Origin of the sequence: Kitasatospora humi, from assembly GCF_020907985.1 — a bacterium.
GTDB classification, from domain to species: Bacteria; Actinomycetota; Actinomycetes; order Streptomycetales; family Streptomycetaceae; genus Kitasatospora; species Kitasatospora humi.
Genome location: NZ_JAJJPA010000009.1, coordinates 21,270 through 36,610 on the forward strand (window position 1 = coordinate 21,270; position 15,341 = coordinate 36,610).

The following is a 15,341-nucleotide window of genomic DNA, read 5'->3' on the forward strand; positions in this document are numbered from 1 at the left end:
CCCGCCGCTATCGAAACGGAGCCGTACGCATGGAGCCCGACTTCAGCAAGTACCGCCTGGACGGGGACAATTCGATGTATCGGCTGCCCAACGGCCTGGTCGCGCCCGTGGTGACGCGAGGCGGCACGGAGCACCAGGGCACCGCCGACTCCGGAGGCGCCGTGCGCGTCTCGGGCGTCAGCATCCAGCACACCCCGGCCACCAAACTCTGGTTCGGCAAGGTCAGCAATGAACCCGGCTACCGATCGGTCTCCCACCACCACGGCGAGGCCGAGACCGGTGGCTACGTGCTGTCCGGCCGGGGGCGCATCTACTTCGGCGAGAAGTTCGAGGACTACGTCGACATGGCGGAGGGCGACTGGGTCTTCGTGCCGCCCTTCATGCCCCACGTCGAGTGCAACCTCTCCCGGACCGAGCCGCTGGTGTGGATGACCACCCGCACCCCGGAGAACATCGTCGTCAACCTGCCCGACGTCGCCGACACCGACCTGCGGAACTGGCTCGACCGGTGAGCGCCGATCCGTCGGCCACCTCGGCCGTCTCCCCTGCTGCCGTCTCCCGTTCGGCTCCCTCCACCTCGGCCGTCTTCACCTCGGCCGTGACCCTCACGCCGGTCGAGGCCGAGCACTTCGATCTCGCCTTCACCGCCCTCACCCAGCCCTGCCCCTGGCCCAAGGCCTACGGGGGCGATCTGGTCGCCCAGGCCGCGGCCGCCGCCATGCGCTCGGTGACCGACGGCAAGTCGCTGCACTCGATGCACGGCTACTTCCTGCGGCCGGCCGACATCTCGGCCGCGGTGCGCCACGAGGTGGAGCTGCTGCGGGACGGCCGCGGATACAGCACCCGGCAGGTGCGCGCCTACCAGAACGGCAAGCCGGCCTACGTCTGCCTGGCCAACTTCGCCGCCGGTGAGCCGGGCGGCACCTACCAGGAGTCCTTCGCCGGCGAGATCCCCGACCCCGAGGAGCTGCCCAGTACGGCCGAGTACCTCGAGCAGCGCCGCGGCGGCACGATGACCGACACCTCGAAGGAGTACTGGTCCCGCGGCCGGAGCTTCGACATGCGTCATGTGCCGGGACCGGTCTACCTCACCGTCGAGGGCAAGCAGACGCCCCATCAGGCGGTGTGGCTGAAGCCCTTCGACCCGCTGCGGCCGGTCGAAGGACTGAGCGACGCCCAGCGGGACCTGGCCGCGCTCGCCTACGTGTGCGACTACACGATCCTCGAACCCGTCCTGCGCGTGCTCGGCCTGGCCTGGGCCGCACCCGGGCTGGTCACCGCGAGCCTGGACCACGCCATGTGGTTCCACCGCCCCGGACCCGTCGACGACTGGCTGCTCTACGCCCAGGAGGCGGTCGCCGCCGACTCCGGTCGCGGCCTCGGCACCGGCCGCTTCTACACCCGGGACCGCCGGCACCTCGCCACCGTGGCCCAGGAGGGCATGATCCGCTCCGCCTGACTGCCCGACCGCCGGCGCCGGCGGGCCCTTGGAAGGACCGCTTCCTTGTCACTCTCACCCTCGGCACACCAGGACACCTTCGCCCGCGACCACCTCCCGCCCGCCGACCTGTGGCCCACCATCGAATTCACCACGCCCGAACTCCGGTACCCCGACCGCCTGAACGCCGCCACCGAACTCATCGACATCCCCGTCCGCAGGTACGGAGCGGACCGCCCCGCGCTGCTCACCCCGGCCGGCGAGGTCTGGAGCTACGGCCGGCTGCAGACCCGGGCGAACCAGGTCGCCCAGGTGCTCACCGAGGACCTCGGCCTGGTGCCCGGTCAGCGCGTCCTGCTGCGCTCGCCCAACAACCCCTGGACCGTCGCCTGCTGGCTCGCCGTGCTCAAGGCCGGGTGCATCGCCGTGACCACCGTGGCCGCGCTCCGCGCCGGCGAACTGGCACCGATCGTCGACCGCACCAGGCCCGCCGTCGCGCTGGTGGACCACCGGTGCACCGAGGACCTCCAGCACGTCAAGGACACCACCCTGCCCTCGATGAGGATCGTGGAGTACGGCGGCACCGGCCCCGAAGACCTGGTGGCCCGGGCGACGGCCAAGTCCGGACGCTTCACCAACGTGCGGACCGCGGCCGACGACGTCGCACTCCTCGGCCCCACCTCGGGCAGCACCGGCGTCCCCAAGATCACCATGCACTTCCACCGGGACCTGCTCTCCATCGACCACACCTTCGGGCGTCCCGTGCTCGGCCTGACGACCGACGACACGGTGGCCTGCTCCGCACCCCTGGCCTTCACCTTCGGCCTGGGCATGCTCGTCGTCTTCCCGTTGCGGGCCGGCGCGGGTGTGCTGCTGACCGAGTCGGCCACCCCGCTGCAACTCGCCGAACTCGTCGAGCACAAGCGGGTCACGGTGCTGGCCACCGCGCCCACGGCCTACAAAGCGGTGCTGCGGGAAGGCCAGGAGCAGCGGCTGCGCGGCCTGCGGGCCGGCATATCCGCCGGCGAACACCTGCCGCGGGACACCTGGGAGCAGCTCCACGAGAGACTCGGGCTCAGAGTCATCGACGGCATCGGTACCACCGAACTGCTGCACATCTTCATCTCGGCGGCCGGCGAGGCCATCCGCCCCGGCGCCACCGGACGACCACTGCCCGGCTACCGCGCCACCATCCTGGCCCCCGACGGGCACGAGCTGGGCCCCGGCGAGCCCGGGTGGCTCGGCGTCATCGGCCCCGTCGGCTGCCGCTACCTGGACGACCCGCGCCAGCGGGACTACGTGATGAACGGATGGAACGTCACCGGCGACGTCTTCCACCGCGACCAGGACGGCTACTTCCACTACCAGGCCCGTACCGACGGCATCATCGTCTCCTCCGGCTACAACATCGGCGGGCCCGAGGTCGAAGCCGCCATCGACACCCACCCCGATGTGCTGGAGTCCGGCGTCGTCGGCAAGCCCGACGCCGAACGCGGCTCGGTCGTCTGCGCGTTCGTGGTGCTCCGGGACGGCGTGCCGGGCGACGCCGCCAAGGCCGAGGAGATCCAGAACCACGTCAAGCAGGTCCTGGCCCCCTACAAGTACCCCCGCGACGTGCGCTTCTGCAGCGCCCTGCCACGCAATGCCAACGGCAAACTGCAGCGCTTCGAGCTCCGCAGGATCGTCGACGACGAGCAGGCCACCGCGCCGGCCGCCGAGCGGTGAGAGGAGAATCTCCGTGAAGATCGCGATCATCGGGGGTGGCCCCGGCGGCCTCTACTTCGCTGCCCTGATGAAACAGCTCGACCCGGCGCACGACGTCACCGTCTGGGAACGCAATGCTCCGGACGACACCTTCGGCTTCGGCGTGGTGTTCTCGGACGAGACGCTCGGCGGCATCGAGAACGCCGACACCGAATTCGCCACCGCCATGGCCACCCGCTTCGCCCGCTGGACCGACATCGACATCCACCTCCGCGGGCAGAGCCACACCGTCGGCGGCCAGGGTTTCGCCGCGATGAGCCGCAAGGAGCTGCTCCGGCTGCTGCAGGAGCGCTGCCGCGGCCTCGGCGTGCGCCTGCACTTCTCGACACCCGCACCCGACGCGGCCGGCCTGGCCGCCTCCCACGACCTGGTGATCGCCGCCGACGGAGTCAACTCGCAGACCCGTCAGGCGTATTCGGACATCTTCCGGCCAACCCTGGACCGCCGGCACAACAAGTACATGTGGCTCGGCACGGACTTGGTCTTCGAAGCCTTCCAGTTCTTCATCAAACAGACCGAGTGGGGGACCATGCAGGTCCACGGCTACCCCTACTCCGACAGGGGTTCCACCTTCATCGTCGAGATGCACGAGGACGTCTGGCGGCGGGCCGGCTTCGACGCCACCGAGAACTCCCACTTCCCGCCGGGTACTTCGGATGACCAGGCGGTCGAACGCATCGCCAGGATCTTCGCCGACGAGCTCGACGGGCACCGGGTGTTCGCCAACAACTCCCGGTGGCTCGACTTCACCACCGTGCGCAACGAACGCTGGCACCACGGCAACACCGTCCTCCTCGGCGACGCCGCCCACACCGCGCACTTCTCGATCGGCTCCGGAACCAAGCTGGCGATGGAGGACGCCCTCGCGCTCGCCGCCTGCCTGCACGAACAGCCCGACCTCCCGGCCGCGTTGACCGCCTACGAGGACGAGCGCCGACCCGTCGTCGAATCCACCCAACGGGCCGCGCAGGCCTCGCTGGAGTGGTTCGAGAACATCGGCATGTACGTCCACCAGGAGCCGGTGCAGTTCTGCTTCAACCTGCTCACCCGCTCGCGCCGCATCACCCACGACAACCTGCGCACCCGGGACCCGGAGTTCGCCGACCGCGTCGACCGCGCCTTCGCGGCCTCCCAGGGGCTCGACGGCGTCGCGCCCGCGATGTTCCAGCCGTTCCGGCTGGGCCGGCTGGAGTTGAAGAACCGGGTCATCGTCTCCCCGATGGACATGTACTCCGCGGTCGACGGCATGCCGGGCGACTTCCACCTCGTCCACCTCGGGTCCAAGGCGATGGGCGGCGCCGGGCTGGTGATGACCGAAATGGTGTGCGTCTCACCCGAGGGTCGCATCACCCCCGGCTGCACCGGCCTGTGGAGCGACGAGCAGCGGGACTCCTGGGCGAGGATCGTCTCCTTCGTCCACCAGCGGAGCACCGCCCGGATCGGGCTCCAACTCGGCCATGCGGGCCGCAAGGGCTCCACCCGGCTCATGTGGGAAGGCATGGACGCTCCGCTCGAAAGCGGCGGTTGGGAGGTCGTCGGCCCGTCACCCCTGCCCTACGGGCCCGGCTCGCCCGTCCCGCGCCAACTCGCCCGCACCGACCTGGACCGGATCGTCGCCGACTTCACCGCCGCCGCCCGGCGCGGCGCCGAAGCCGGCTTCGACCTGCTCGAACTGCACTGCGCGCACGGCTACTTGCTCTCCTCCTTCCTGTCGCCGATCGCCAACCGGCGCACCGACGAGTACGGCGGCCCGCTGGTCAACCGCCTCCGCTTCCCCCTGGAGGTGTTCGACGCGGTCCGTGCCGCCTGGCCGGCCGAGCGGCCCGTGATCGTCCGCATCTCCGCGACCGACTGGGCGCCGGACGGGAACACCGAGCACGACGCGGTGGAGATCGCCCGCGCCTTCATCGCCCGCGGCGCGGACGCGATCGACGTCTCCTCGGGCCAGGTCACCAAGGACGAGCGGCCCGCGTACGGCCGCTCCTACCAGACGCCGTTCGCCGACCGGATCCGCCACGAGGTCGCCGCCGCCACCGGAACGGCCGTCATCGCGGTGGGCGCCATCGCCTCCTACGACGACGTCAACTCCATCCTCCTGGCCGGCCGCGCCGACCTGTGCGCCATCGGCCGCACCCACCTCTACGACCCGCAATGGACCCTGCACGCCGCGGCCGAGCAGGACTACCGCGGAGCCGCCGCCGATTGGCCCCTCCAGTTCAGGGCCGGCAGCCGCAAACCACCGACCGCCCGGACCGACGCCGTGAGGCCGCGCCTGTCGCTGCTGCGCACCGGCGGGGGGAACGACCGGGCCACCGTCCACCTGCGCTGGACACCGACCCGTGATCCGGCCCCCGTCGCCTGACCCGGTGGACGGCGCGCACCCGGCCCGCGCCGTCCACCGCTGCCACGTCGAATGGATGGACACCGACGCGGCCGGCCACCACCACAACACCGCCATCGTCCGGTTCGTCGAAGCCGCAGAGGCCGCTCTCATGCGGGACAGCGGCATCACGGGCTACTTCGGTGCCGCACCCCGGGTGCGCTACGAGGTCGACTTCAGTGCCCCGCTGTGGTTCGGCCAGCACGTCACGACCGTCCTCACTGTTGAGCGCATCGGGACGTCCTCCCTCACCCTCCGCTTCGAGGTCTGGGGGGAGCAGACCGACCACCAGCCGCGCTCCCTCGCCGCTGCGGGGCGCATGGTGACCGCCCACGTCCCGGTCGGGCAGCGCTCCGCCGTGCCGTGGCCCGAGGCGTGGATCGCGGCCTGGCGGAAGGGCGGGTCGCAGTCCCCTCCGCCGGTCCTCCCGTGAACGGGACGGTTCCGCGCACCCCGGTCAACCGCCCTCAGCCCTCCTCCGAGCCGGCCAGCGCTTCGGTGATCAGACGGGTGGCGAAGTCGTGGTCATCGCCGGCGATCCGGTTGATCTGCTCCGCGAGCAGGACGACCGTGGCTTCCAGGGGGTTCATCTCGGCGCTGGTCCAGTCCCCGTACTGCGCGCGCCACAAGTTCGGGCTCAGTCCGGTGCCCGCGGCGATGAGCAGGCCGGTCATGGTGGGGATGACCTCAGGGCGAAAGGTCTTGGGCATCATGCGCATCGTGGCCACCAGGGTGGGCACCACGTGCTCGATGACGTCCTTGTCGTGCTCCTCGCAGGCCATCCGCAGCCAGCTCATGTACATGTAGATGAGCGTGCAGGCGCCGTCCAGCAGCGCGTCGAACCCCGTGGGGCCCATTGCGGCGCTGAACTGCTCGACCATCTCCCGCCGTTCGCGGTCGGTCCCGCTCCTGCCGTCGTAAATGGCCTTGAGTTGGGAGTCGATCACCATGAGCGCCGCGCCCACATCGCCGACGGGAGCGTGCTCGGGATCGCAGGGCGATGACATAGGTCTCCTCCTCGTACGGCCGCAATGGGTGACGCGGCATGTTCGTAGCGTAGACGGCTGATCGGATCGAACCCGGCGAATCCCGACCGAACGCCCTGTGCTGACTGGAACCGCATCATTCAAGACGTTGACCAGGTCAGCGCGTTGAGCCGCCGTGACCTGGGGCCTCCCCGTTCGTTGACAGTCGATCGGCCGCGCCGCGAGCTGCCGGCGGCGCGGCATGGTGCGCTGATCAGCTGTGCAGGTGAAGTACCGCACGACGTGAGCGGCTGCGCTCGCACTGCGCAAGCCCCGTTCGAGTGAGCGAATTCCGGACACCATGCGACCCTGAGCGGATGAGCACGGGAGACCGGGGCGACGTCGGGTGCCCGGCGCGGCGGGCTGCCGCCTTCCCTCTCGCCGACCCCGTCTACGGCCGGAGCGGCTCGACTTCGTCGACCAGTTGCGGACCATTGGTGGTCGTGCGGTTCACCGCGGTGGAGACGGGCCGGGCGATGAGGTGGCCGGCGCCGGGCTGGACCAGGAGCCGGCGCAGCCGGTCGGCGTCGTGCTGGTCGGGGTCGAGCCACTGCTCGGCGTCCTCGGGCTCGATGGTGAGGGGCATGCGCGGGTGGATCCGCCCGGCGGCGTCCGTGGCCCGGGTGGTGATGATCGCCACCGAGGTGAGCCAGGACTCGGGATCGTCCTTGGGCAGGTCCGGGTCGTGCCAGAACTCGTAGAGTCCGGCCATGGCGAGCAACCGGCCGTTGGCGAGGGTGATGAAGTAGGGCTGCTTGCGCTGCCGCCCGCCCGGCCCGGCCGGTGGCAGGCTCTCCCATTCGTAGAACCCGTCACCGGGGAGCAGGCAGCGCCGGGCCGCGAAGGCCCGGCGGAAACTGGGCTTGGTGTCCACCGTCTCGGCGCGGGCGTTGATCAGCCGGCCGCCGATGGAAGGGTCCTTGGCCCACGACGGCACCAGCCCCCAGCGGGCCACCCGCAGCTGCCGGACCGGCTCCGGTCCGGCCTTCCGGACAGGGCGTTCCAGCACCGCCCACACCGGGTCCGTCGGGGCTACGTTCCAGCTCTTGTCCAGCGTCTCCGTCGGATCCCACCGCTGCACGTCGAAGATCTCGACGAGGTCCTGCGGCGAGCTGGTCGAGACAAACCGTCCGCACACGGTTCCAGCCTGCCACTCCCCGCCGCCGCCACCCACCCGGGTCAGAAGAGCTGGTCCTGCTGGGAATCGGTGGGCAGGTTCTGCAGCGGGGCCGTGAACTCGGCGTCGGCCGGGCAGCGCAGCAGGCGCCAGCCCGCCAGCAGCCGTACGTCCAGCAGCACGGTGCCGGTGTCGGTGGCCAGGTAGAGGTCGCTGCCGATGCGGCTGACGATCGTGCCGGCGAGTTGCTGTCCGGGCGCCACGGGAAGCACCGCTGCCGCCGGGCGCAGACCCTCGTCGGGCAGCGGGTAGACATGTGCGTGGTCGGTGATCAACGGGGTGCGACGCGCCTGCGCGGAAGGCCAGTTGAGGTCCTGGCAGGCCGTGGCCGCCGCAGCCAGGGCGGCCGCGCGCTCGGCGGGGGAGCCCGGTCGGGAGCGGGCCCGGCGCTTGCGGCCGCTGCTGACCCGGTCGGGCAGGCCCAGGGCCGCACCGAGCAGGCGCTCGACCCGGCGGGCGGCCGGCAGTGAACCGGAGGAGAGGAAGACCGAGGCCAGCGCGCCCTGTTCGAGCAGGCGGGTCGTGCCGCGCTCGGTCCTGGTGATCCCGACCTTGACCAACTCGCCGTGGTGGGCTAGGTACACCGAGTAGTCGCGTTTGTCGTCGAGCAGACTGCTGTCGGTGGCAACGGAGTTGGTGGCCGCCAGCGCGCTGCACGCCTCGCACTGCGGGTGGCGGGCGGTCGGGGCGAGCGCGGCGGCGAGCGGGCAGTCGATCCGGCGGCCCGAATGCCGGACGCCCAGGCAGCGCCGGTCCGCGCCCACCAGCACGGCCAGTCGACCGCCGACTGGGAGCGCACTGAACCGCGCCGAGCGGTCGGCCGGTGCGTCCCACTCCAGGGCCACCTGCCCGTCGGGCGTCCAGCAGAGGCCGATCGGTCGCCAGGCGGACCCGGGCCGCTCCCTGCCGTTCATGCTCCTCCGTCCGGGCCGCCCTGTCGCGTTCTGCTACCGGGGGACTTTACGTCGGACACGGAGGATAGTCGGGCCAAGGGTCACAGTGGGAACCTACCGGTCGTACGTGACGGGGTGGCTCGCCGCGGCGGCGAGCGTTGGTCCGAGGTTCTCCATCCGCAGCCGCCGGTCGAGGTACAGCACCCCGTAGGTCAGGGGAGCCAGCGGGGCTCGGACTGTCATCAGCACGGCGGCGACCAGGGCGAAGACGGCGACCAGGGTCGTCAAGCTGCCGACGGAGAGCCAGGCGGAGAGCCAAGCGCGGGACCCGTCCGTCCCGCTGTCGAACGCGTCGACGGGCAGGAGCCGGGACACCGCCGCCGCCAGCAGCGTCATTCCCGAGCGGACGGCCACGTTGCCGATCAGCCCGACCACATACGGAATCCCGAGACTGCGCCACCAAGCAGCTCGGTTGAGCTGCCAGGCACGCCGAGCCGCGGCCACCGGTCGCCGCTCCTCCAGCACCAGCACCGGCACCGCGAGGATCAGCCGCACCCCGACGTAGAGGGCACCAGCCAGGCCGGGTATCAGCAGCAGCAGACCCCAGGCGGCAGGTACGGGACCGGCCAGGAAGAACAGCAGGACACTCGGCAGCAGCGAGCCGGCCAGGATCCCGAGGGCCGCCCCCAAGACCAGGGCCTGGACGCCGAGCACAGGCCAGAGCCGGCCCCGGCTCTGCGCCCAGCTCTGACGGGGCGTCAACTGCCGTCCCGGTGCCGCGTGGCGCAGGACGACGGCACTGACCGCCGACGTGACGGCAGTGGCGACGACGGACAGGAGGAACAGGAGCACGAGCAGGATCGCCGCGGCAACGGTCAGGCCGGTCAGCTGTTGGTCGGTCATCGGCCCGGCGGCCGGCACCGGACCGACCTGGGCGTACGCGAGGGCGAAGCATCCGCAGAACACCCCGGCGCAGCCGAGCGCGACAAGCAGTACTGGACGGTAGAGCGAGTCCGCATACCGACGGACCGTGGCGAAGACCGCGCGGATGATGTCACCGGTGTCGAGTGGGCGCAGCGGTACCGTCCCAGGCTTTGGCGCCGGCGGCGCGACCGTCCAGCCGGGCATGCGCCACGGCCCCGCAGGCACGCCCCCTACTCCAAATGCCTGTGGTCCCTCGGGTGTTGCCATGACGATGAAGCCCTCCCCCCGCGGCTGGGTACCGCGCCCCACCGAGCGTAGGGCACCCGGCGGGCGGCGGGAGGGGTTTGGACGGGCGTTGTCGTCTCGGACGTCAACCGGTATGCCTCATGGAGTGGTTGTGAGAGCTGTTGCTTCCCTGGCACAGGCTGAGCGTCGCGGCTACGGTGATCCTGGGCGGAGCCGTGCGGGAGTAGGGGGACTTGCGCGTGTTGGCAAAGCTGTCATCGTGGGTCGCGGCGCGCTGGTCGAAAGGGCTCCGGCTCGTTGCCGGCGGGTGGGCCCTGAGGCTGGCCGGGACGGCGTTGGGTGTGCCGGGCTTCTACATCGCCAGATCCGGTCTAGATGCTGACCAATGGTCCGGCGTCGTGCATCTCGTCTGGTGGCTGCGCGAGTTGGGCGGCGTCGCGGCGTTCATGGTCGGCTTGCGGGCCTTCAGGATCGGTCGTCGTCTTGTGGTGCGGGGCAGGCAGTGCGCCGCCGCCGTGATCGACTCGTTCGACGCGCTGGCAGGGACCGTCTATGTGTTGTACCTGCGCCCGTTCTCGAACGACGCGGACATGGCCGCGCTGAACAGCGATTTTCCAGGCGGAACGTCGCTGGCGAGCCTGGGCATGCTCTTCTTGCTCTCCGGGAAGACTCAGGAAGAGCAACTGGTGCGCCGCTTCGGGCGCTTCGGCCGTGTCATCGCGGTCGGCAGGCCCGATGAGCTGCTTCCTCCAGTGGGTGCGGTCCGCGGGCAGTTGCCCCTCGATGACTGGCAAGGCACCGTCAGCTCGTTGATCGACGGAGCACATGTCGTGCTGATGTCGGCGGGCCCGGGCCCGGGAACGGTGTGGGAGTTCACGGAAGCGGTGCGCCGCCTGCCGCCCACCCGACTGGTCCTGCTGATCTACTGCGATGCCGCGACCTACGAGCGCTTCCGCGAGGCGGTCGCCGTGGAGTACGAGCGGCGCTTGCGGGCCGAGCCGCAGGCGCCGAGGAGCGGGTGCCCGCCGCTGCCCGCCCTGCCGGATTATCCGCCCCTGGCCCGAGGCCCGTATCGTCCGCGCTACGAGACCTGGCTCGGCTGGGGACGGCTGCGCTGGGACTTCGTCCTCAAGGGTGTAGTGGTGTTCGATCAGGACTGGACGGCCACGTTCACGCGGTTCGATCCGACGGCACGACGGTGGCTGCCCGGCCTCGTCATCAGGCGGGAACTCCGGCCGGTGCTGGAGAAACTGGACGTGCTCGAGCCACGGAACTGATCCGTTCGCCAGGCAGCCTCCGGCGGTGCCGACTGCGGCAGCCCCCGCCTCGCACTGGCAGGCCCACCGCCCCCGGCAGCATGCCTGCGGTCCCCATCGAGGCGCTGTTCTCCGCGTCCAGGCCCGTCAGACGGTCTGACCTGACCGAATGGGACACCGACAAGAATCCGCGGCCACTTCTAGCGAAGATCACCATCACCGGTCGGGCCACGCTCACCGAGGATGTGAGCAGGGCCCGACCGGAGCGGTACCCGGGGCATGGACAGCCTCGGGTGGTCACCGCGTCGGAGGGCACGATCGGCATCGTTGTCCCCGACGGGGCCACCGGCCAGCCGGAAACCGTTCGACGACGTTCGCCGCTGCGTGGCACCGCCCACTGCCGCGGCGACCACGACCCCGCATCCGAAGGACCCCGTGTGAGCCTCCGCGAGATCAAGCCCGGCAACCGTGGCTACCTCTACGTCAACAGCCATCCGACCGGCTGCCAGACGGTGGTCGACCGCATGTGGCAGCTGACACCGGACCCAGCCGGCGACCGGCCCGGCCCGGTGGCCCTCGTCATCGGCTCCAGCGCCGGCTATGGACTGGCCGCGACCCTGGTCGGCCTGCGCACCCACCGGATGCGCGGACTCGGCATCGCCTTCGAGGCCGCTGCGACCGAGCGCCGCACCGCCGGCGCGGGCTGGTACCGCACCGGGCGGACCGCCGAACTCGCCGCCGAGGCCGGCGCTGACTTCACCTTCCTCAACGGTGACGCCTTCTCCGATGGCGTCAAGGACGAGGCCGCCGACCAACTCGCCGCCCGCTTCGGCAAGATCGACCTGCTCATCTACAGCATCGCGGCCCCGCGTCGCACGGACCCGCTGACCGGCGAAGTCCACCACTCGGTCATCAAGCCGCTCGGCACCGACTACCGGGCCAAGACCCTCGTGTTCGAGGACGGCCTCCCGCAGATCGGCGAGCTGCACCTGGAGGCCGCGGACGAGGCCGAGCGTGACGCGACCGTGCAGGTCATGGGTGGCGCCGACTGGCAGAGGTGGATCGAGGCCCTGCAGTCCGAGGGCCTGCTCGCCGACGGATTCCAGACCGTCGCGCTCTCGTACGTCGGATCCGACATCACCGCCCCCATCTACCGGGCCGGAACCATCGGCGCCGCCAAGCAGCACCTGGAAGACACCGCCCGCGCCATCAACACCCGGCTCAAGGGCACGGGCCACGCCTACACCGTCGTCGCCGGCGCGGCCGTCACACAGGCCTCCACCGCCATCCCGAGCATCGCGCTCTACACCAGCATCCTTCACCGCGTTACCGGCGACAGCTGGCAGACCACCGTCGACCAGGCCGCAGCCCTGTGGAACCGGCTCACCGGCCACGCCGAACTCGGCCTGGACGACCAAGACCGCATCCGGCTGGACGACTGGGAGATGGCCCCCGGGGTTCAGGCCGCCGTCCGCGCCGCGTGGGACCGGATCGACGCCACCACCATCGTCACCAGCGCGGACACCGGCTGGTTCCGCGAGCAGGTCGGCCAGCTCTACGGCTGGGACGTTTCCGGCGTCGACTACGAGGCCGCAGCCGAGACCGCCGTCCCGTGGCCCGCTTCCCCGTCGTCCGACGTCTGACCTGAGGGAACCGGCGAGCGGTGGCCGTACCCGCTGCCGTTCCACCCGCTCGACCCGGCGGGCACGCGGTGCTGGAGCGCTTCGGCGCGTCATCGCGACCCGCACGCAGCAGTGCAGTGGCGCGCGGGCCACGTCCGATGCGGGTTACCGGTCGGGTCGGGCCGACCGTCCCCGACGCGCCGCCGGCGGGTGGCCCGGGCACCCGAGGGTCCGGCCCAGTGGCCGCAGCGCGGTGAGCGCACGACAGTGAGAGGAGCCGGTCCGCAACCACCTGGAGGCGACCATGCCTGCACCGGACACCGGGAAGGAGCTGCTTCACCCGAGCCTGCCCGCCCGCTCACAGGCCCTGGTTCTCGGGTCCTACGGGCTGGTCGCCGTCGCGGTGCTGGTGGACCTCGTCACCGGCCCGGGGTCGACCCTCTCGCCGGTCCTGGCCTGCGTCCCGGTGCTCGCCGGCGCGGGCACCCGCTCGCCGAAAGTACCGGTGCTGGCCGGGTTCCTGGCGGCGGCGGCAGCTGCCCTGCTGGCGCTGGCCAACCAGCAGGTCCCGGCCGCCGTCCAGCTGGCCACCTACACCGCGGTTGCCGCGGTGACCCTGGCCAGCACGGCCAACGTCCTGCTGGTCCGGTCGCGCGAGCACGAACTCCTCCAGGTCCGCACCGTCGCCGAGGCCGCCCAGCGCGCTCTGCTGCGCCCCGTGCCCACCCGGGCCGGAGCACTGCGGATCGCCGTGCGCTACCTGGCCGCCGCAGCCGAGGCCCGCATCGGCGGGGACCTGTACGAGGTCCTGCAGACCGACTACGGCACCCGGATCCTGCTCGGCGACGTCCAGGGAAAGGGACTGGCGGCGGTGGAGACCGCCGCCGACGTGCTCGGGGTGTTCCGTGAGGCGGGCCGCACCGAGCCGGACCTGGCCCGGCTGGCCGAGCGCCTGGACGCCGCACTGGCCCACCGCCCCACGGCCGAGCGCTTCGTCACCGCCGTCCTGCTCGGCATCCCCCCGGCGACCGGCCCGGCCGAGATCGTCAACTGCGGCCACCCGCCCCCGCTGCTGCGCCACCCCTCCCGGGCAGTGACCGCGCTGGAGCCGCCCGACTTCGCACCACCGCTGGCCCTGCGCGCACTGACCGGCGAGCCTTACCGCAGCCGCACCTTCGACCTCCACCGCGGCGACCTGCTGCTCCTCTACACCGACGGGGTGGCCGAGGCGAGGAACGCGGCCGGCGACTTCTACCCCCTCGCCGCCCGCCTGGCCACCAACCTCACCGCCCCGGAGCCGGACGCGCTGCTCGTCCAACTCCTGGCCGACGTGCAGTCCTGGGCCGCCGACGGCCTGGGCGACGACGCGGCCGTGCTCGCCCTGCGACGCGACGCCTGAACCACCTGATGCCGCCGGCGCCGTCCGTCAGCCTGATCGGTGCGGGCGGGTGTCCGAGCCTGCCGGGCGTTGCCGATCCGGGGAGGAGGCCGCCGGCCCGGCGAGGCGCAGGGTCGGCAGGCCGGGCCCCGGGACGACCGGGCGCCCGGCGAGGTGCCTCGCCGCCGTGGGGTCCCGCTCCGCCCTGTCAGCTCTGCGCCGAGTCGGCCTCGGCGGCCGGGACAGCGGCCTTGTCGCCGTCCGCAGCGGCACCGGGCCCGCCCGCCGAGTCACCCGGCAGCGGGCCGGCCGCGGCGGCGGCCTCCTCGGCGGCCCGCTTCTCCCGGGCCTCGCGGAGGTCGCGGCGCAGCATGACGATCCAGCCGGCCGGAATCAGCGCGGCGAACACCCACCACTGGATGGCGTAGGGCAGGTGGACGCCCTTGCCGACCACCGCGGCGTCGCCGGTGGAGGTCACGTTGGGCGACGGCACGTGCTCGGCCTCGTCGGAGGCCGGCGGCGTGGGGTTGGTGGAGACCAGCTCCAGGTAGCCCGCGACCACCGGCCGCTTCAGGCGGGTGGCCTGCTCGCCGCTGTTGATCCGCATGAACATCCGGTCCGGCAGGCCGCCGATCTCCCGGCGGAAGGTCTCGTCGGGCCGCAGCCGACCGGTCGCGGTCAGTTCGCCGGAGGGCGCCGGCGGCACCGTCGGGTAGCTGGTGGCGTCCGCGTTCGAGGCGACCCAACCGCGGTTGACCAGCACCACGTCGCCCGCGTCGGTGACCAACGGGGTGATCACGTAGTAGCCGACCGTGTCGCCGGAGGCGTCGGTGCGCTGCCGGACCACGAACTCGTCCGACGGGTCGTAGTGCCCGGTCGCGGTGACCGTGCGGTAGGTCTCCGAGGCGGGCACGGTGCCACCGGGGTGCGAGATGGCGTCCATCGCCACCGGCGGCGCTTGCATCGCGGCGTCGGTCGCGACGTTCTGCTGGTTGGTCTGCTCGTAGCGGTGGTACTGCCACCGTCCGAGCAGGACCATCGCCGGGATGATCGCGAAGAAGACGAGGGTCAGGATCACCCAGCGCCGGGTCAGGAGGATGCGGAACAACACCGGGCGACGCTATCTCCTTTTACCTCGCCGGCACGAACCGGCCCCGGCGCGGCGCACCGGACCGCCTGGGGCGGGGCGCAGCGAGCCCTGCCGGCGCGGCGGCGACCAGGGCAGTGCAGCCGCGTCC

At 71.7% G+C, this 15,341-nt stretch carries 13 protein-coding genes; 8 read left to right on the plus strand and 5 right to left on the minus strand.

Translation table 11 applies throughout. The features are described from left to right. The first annotated feature begins 29 nt into the window (after nucleotides 1-29). The 5 genes from LN042_RS11880 (at nucleotide 30) to LN042_RS11900 (ending at nucleotide 6,015) form a co-directional block, all read left to right on the plus strand. A complete protein-coding gene (locus tag LN042_RS11880) occupies nucleotides 30-512 on the plus strand; it encodes a cupin domain-containing protein (RefSeq protein WP_230051111.1) in 483 nt (160 codons plus the stop codon). Nucleotides 513-598: 86 nt separating this feature from the next. Further along, the gene (locus LN042_RS11885) at nucleotides 599-1,459 is read left to right on the plus strand and encodes an acyl-CoA thioesterase (protein WP_230051264.1); all 861 of its coding nucleotides are present in this window, start codon (nucleotides 599-601) and stop codon (nucleotides 1,457-1,459) included. A 45-nt stretch (nucleotides 1,460-1,504) separates the two neighbouring features. Further along, on the plus strand, nucleotides 1,505-3,163 hold the full coding sequence (locus LN042_RS11890) for an AMP-binding protein (protein WP_230051112.1): 1,659 nt from the start codon (nucleotides 1,505-1,507) through the stop codon (nucleotides 3,161-3,163). Between the two features lie 13 nt (nucleotides 3,164-3,176). After that, nucleotides 3,177-5,564, plus strand: a complete 2,388-nt coding sequence (locus LN042_RS11895; protein ID WP_230051113.1) for a bifunctional salicylyl-CoA 5-hydroxylase/oxidoreductase — start codon at nucleotides 3,177-3,179, stop codon at nucleotides 5,562-5,564. A 4-nt stretch (nucleotides 5,565-5,568) separates the two neighbouring features. Beyond that, nucleotides 5,569-6,015, plus strand: a complete 447-nt coding sequence (locus LN042_RS11900; RefSeq protein ID WP_230051114.1) for an acyl-CoA thioesterase — start codon at nucleotides 5,569-5,571, stop codon at nucleotides 6,013-6,015. A gap of 34 nt (nucleotides 6,016-6,049) precedes the next feature. On the opposite strand, the gene LN042_RS11905 is transcribed toward LN042_RS11900, so the two are convergent. The 4 genes from LN042_RS11905 to LN042_RS11920 all read right to left on the minus strand — a co-directional run bounded on the left by LN042_RS11905 (nucleotide 6,050) and on the right by LN042_RS11920 (nucleotide 9,826). Further along, nucleotides 6,050-6,589, minus strand: a complete 540-nt coding sequence (locus LN042_RS11905; RefSeq protein WP_230051115.1) for a hypothetical protein — start codon at nucleotides 6,587-6,589, stop codon at nucleotides 6,050-6,052. 409 nt (nucleotides 6,590-6,998) lie between these two features. Continuing rightward, on the minus strand, nucleotides 6,999-7,745 hold the full coding sequence (locus LN042_RS11910) for an SOS response-associated peptidase (protein WP_230051116.1): 747 nt from the start codon (nucleotides 7,743-7,745) through the stop codon (nucleotides 6,999-7,001). Nucleotides 7,746-7,786: 41 nt separating this feature from the next. Then, a complete protein-coding gene (locus LN042_RS11915; protein WP_230051117.1) occupies nucleotides 7,787-8,698 on the minus strand; it encodes a DUF2797 domain-containing protein in 912 nt (303 codons plus the stop codon). A gap of 93 nt (nucleotides 8,699-8,791) precedes the next feature. Next, on the minus strand, nucleotides 8,792-9,826 hold the full coding sequence (locus LN042_RS11920; protein ID WP_230051118.1) for a hypothetical protein: 1,035 nt from the start codon (nucleotides 9,824-9,826) through the stop codon (nucleotides 8,792-8,794). Between the two features lie 260 nt (nucleotides 9,827-10,086). Here LN042_RS11920 and LN042_RS11925 point away from each other — a divergent pair, with 260 nt between their 5' ends. The 3 genes from LN042_RS11925 (at nucleotide 10,087) to LN042_RS11935 (ending at nucleotide 14,124) form a co-directional block, all read left to right on the plus strand. Continuing rightward, on the plus strand, nucleotides 10,087-11,124 hold the full coding sequence (locus LN042_RS11925) for a hypothetical protein (protein ID WP_230051119.1): 1,038 nt from the start codon (nucleotides 10,087-10,089) through the stop codon (nucleotides 11,122-11,124). 416 nt (nucleotides 11,125-11,540) lie between these two features. Continuing rightward, nucleotides 11,541-12,746: an enoyl-[acyl-carrier-protein] reductase FabV gene (gene fabV / locus LN042_RS11930; protein WP_230051120.1), complete on the plus strand. Its 1,206-nt coding sequence runs from the start codon at nucleotides 11,541-11,543 to the stop codon at nucleotides 12,744-12,746. Between the two features lie 283 nt (nucleotides 12,747-13,029). After that, entirely contained in the window at nucleotides 13,030-14,124 is a 1,095-nt protein-coding gene (locus LN042_RS11935) for a PP2C family protein-serine/threonine phosphatase (RefSeq protein WP_230051121.1), read from the plus strand. 187 nt (nucleotides 14,125-14,311) lie between these two features. On the opposite strand, the gene LN042_RS11940 is transcribed toward LN042_RS11935, so the two are convergent. Further along, nucleotides 14,312-15,214, minus strand: coding sequence for an SURF1 family cytochrome oxidase biogenesis protein (locus tag LN042_RS11940; protein ID WP_230051122.1), 903 nt, complete (start codon nucleotides 15,212-15,214; stop codon nucleotides 14,312-14,314). Between the last annotated feature and the right edge of the window lie 127 nt (nucleotides 15,215-15,341).